Origin of the sequence: Paeniroseomonas aquatica, from assembly GCF_030409335.1 — a bacterium.
GTDB lineage: Bacteria > Pseudomonadota > Alphaproteobacteria > Acetobacterales > Acetobacteraceae > Belnapia > Belnapia aquatica.
This window is the reverse complement of sequence record NZ_JAUFPN010000272.1, coordinates 1-2,784: the sequence shown is the minus strand read 5'-3', so window position 1 is coordinate 2,784 and position 2,784 is coordinate 1. Positions and strand designations below refer to the sequence as shown.

General features: G+C 65.8%; 3 protein-coding genes. All 3 read left to right on the top strand.

The window, feature by feature from the left end; genetic code table 11:
- Window positions 1-69: 69 nt before the first annotated feature.
- The 3 genes from QWZ14_RS29315 (at window position 70) to QWZ14_RS29305 (ending at window position 2,681) form a co-directional block, all read left to right on the top strand.
- Window positions 70-1,815, top strand: coding sequence for a hypothetical protein (locus QWZ14_RS29315; RefSeq protein ID WP_290320607.1), 1,746 nt, complete (start codon window positions 70-72; stop codon window positions 1,813-1,815).
- A 151-nt stretch (window positions 1,816-1,966) separates the two neighbouring features.
- Complete coding sequence (locus QWZ14_RS29310) at window positions 1,967-2,233, top strand: type II toxin-antitoxin system Phd/YefM family antitoxin (protein ID WP_290320606.1); 267 nt, start codon at window positions 1,967-1,969, stop codon at window positions 2,231-2,233.
- Between the two features lie 10 nt (window positions 2,234-2,243).
- Window positions 2,244-2,681 carry a hypothetical protein gene (locus QWZ14_RS29305; RefSeq protein ID WP_290320605.1) on the top strand — a complete coding sequence of 146 codons (438 nt, stop codon included), beginning with the start codon at window positions 2,244-2,246 and terminating at the stop codon, window positions 2,679-2,681.
- Window positions 2,682-2,784 lie beyond the last annotated feature (103 nt).

Here is a 2,784-nt window from a genome sequence, read left to right as displayed (position 1 = left end):
TCAACAGGTAGGGCCTCCAGCAAACCCGGGGCGGTTCATTCCGCTGCGGTGCGGTCTGGCAAGCCCTTGATGCACGTCATCCTCTCGCCAGGGCTCAACGCCGCTCCCGAGGCCGCCAAGGCCGCTTTCTGGACGCGATTTGAGGAAGAGATGCGGTTGACCCTGGCGCCGTATATCTCGGTCAAGCATCAGCTGCTCGACAGCACGGCCATCCGCGACGACCACGAACACCGCGTTTACCGGAGGGTGTGCGACGACGGGAAGCTGCTCAATATCGGCAATGACTACGTGATCCGCGAGCGGATCGCCGTAGAGGTCTGCCAGGACTTCGGCCTCCAGTGCCCGCCGATCGCACACCCGGAGATGGTAGAGCGTTGGATGCGCGCCAACGGCCGCGAGGCCGGCGCCGATTGGCTGCTCGCCAACTATCCCCGCCTGCCAGACCCGCCCGGCGCGAAGCCGACGCGGTTTGGCCCACGCCGGGTTGCCGATTTGAAACCCGCCAAGCGCCAGCAGCAGCAAAGGACCGGGCGGGTGCGGGACGACAAGGCCGGCAGCGCATGGCACGCCTGGCAGCAGGGCAGCAACGGCAGCAAGGCGCAGCTGGCCGCTTTCCGTGCCCAGGGGCTGGTTCTGGCCAAGGGCGACGACGGCAAGACCTTGTTGCTCGTTGACTCCCAGGGTGGCAGCGATCGTGCCGCTCAGCTCATCAGCCAGGCGGCAAAGCGTGAGGGTGCCAAGGTCGCCGTTCGCGATCTGCGCGCGCGCCTCGGCAGCCTCGTCGATAGCCTGCCAACCGTCGCTGATGCTCGCCTCGAGGCTCACGAGCTGGCCGCGATCCTCGACGCCGAGGACATGCACCATCAGGCCGAGGCGATCGAGGCTGAGGTTACCCGGATCCAGGCCCTCGCCGACGGCGAAGAGGTGGAGGACGGCTTCCAGGCCTTCGCTAAGGCTGAGGAGGAGGCAGAGATCGAGCCTCCCCCGCCAGCCACACCATTGGCGCCGGCCCGCCCACGCACCCAGGCTCTGCCGCCGGTCAGCCGCGATCCCCGCGACGTCCTCGACGACATCATGCGCGATTGGCCCGGCCGGAAGGACGAGGCGGCCACGCCGCCGCTCGCTCCGGAGCCGGAGCCGGAGATCCGCAACACTTGGTCGGGAATGCCGAGCGATGACGAACTCGCTGAGCTGCAGGCCGTGGGCCGCCGGCATCGCGCACCCAAGCCTGCCGGCCCGGCTAAGCCCGGAGGCGTGCGCCTGCCAGAGTGGGCACGCCCCCAGAAGGCAGCAGCCAAGCCTGCCAACTCGTACCAGAGCGCCACGGATTTCGTGTCGCTGTTCCAGATCGAGGCATCGGGCGGCGATGCGGTCATGCTGGCGTGGATGCGGGAGCAGGACCGACTTGCGCGGATCGAGCTCGAGCAGTCCAAAAGCCGGGCGAGGGATCAAGCCGAGCGGGAGCGCGTTGCCGCGGCGCGGGCTGCGGCCGCGCGTGCCAGCCAGGAGAGGGCGCCTCTATCAGCTGCCGGTGAAAAGCTCCGGCAACAACTGCGCGGCGGCCAGCACGTCCATATGTCTGCGACCGTACAAAGGACCACGGTGACCTCGACCTCTTTCACAGTCGAGGAAGTCACCGTTACCACCGCTGTTTGGCGCCAGACGGCAGAGTCGCGGCGCGGTCTCGTGTCCCGTGCGCTGGATTGGATTGCCGACGGTGCCGCGACGGTTGCTCAGGACATGCAAAACCACGCCGAGTATAGCAAGCGAGTGGCCGCCGAGGATGCCGACGAGGAAAGCCGCTTCGGCATATGAAGCTGGATAGGGGTGGGGTTAAGAAGGGAGGGCCATCTGGTCCCTTGCGGTAACCCTGGGCGCTAATCGCCACCCCGTGATCCAGCTATCCCTTGAAGTTACGGAGGATGTTCCGTAACTTCCTGTGGAACTTTGAAGGAGGATTCCGTCGATGCTCGAAGTCAGCTCGGCCGAGGTCTCAAAGAGCTTCGGTGTCTACCGGGAGAAGGCTGAAGGCTCCCGCGACGCCGCGCCGGAGCCGGTGCGGGTGCTGCACTACAACAAGCCCGCGGTAGTCATTGTGCAGGCAGACGAGTACGAGCGCCTGAAGCGGCGGGACAAGATGAGCTTGGCCATTGAGGAACTGCCCGAGGACCTGATTGACCAGATCGCATCGTCCACCATGGACCCCCGCTTCGATTTTCTGAGCGCGAAATGATGCCTGGGACGTGCCGCTACCAACGCTGACGCTGGGCTTGGTGGTCCGCTACGAATACCTCTGGAAGCGGCGCGAGCAGGAAGGGGCGCACACCGCAGACAAGGACCACCCCGCCTGTGTGGTCGCTACCTTCAAGCGGGAGGGGCGTTCCGAGGATTATGTGATGTATCTGCCGATCTCCCACTCGCCGCCGAGTGAGGAGGAGATCGGGCTGGAGCTGCCCGACGACGTGAAGAGGAAGGCGGGGCTGGATAGCGCCCAGCAGTGGATCCTGCTCAACGAGTGCAACATTGACTCTTGGCCCATGGACCTGCGCCCGCTGCCCAGGCAGCCCGGTACCTTCCACTACGGCCACCTGCCGCCGAACTTCTTCATCATCGTCCGGGACCGCTTTGTCGAACTTTACCGCGATAAGAAGCTGAGCAGGGTCAATCGCGCCGGGCTCTGACGACTGCCTGGGGGCGGCGCATCTTATCCCCCCGTCGCCTGCACTAGGGTCTGTGACCGGACTATCTGGCTAACCGGTCTGGCACCGAACCGGTCTCTGGCCG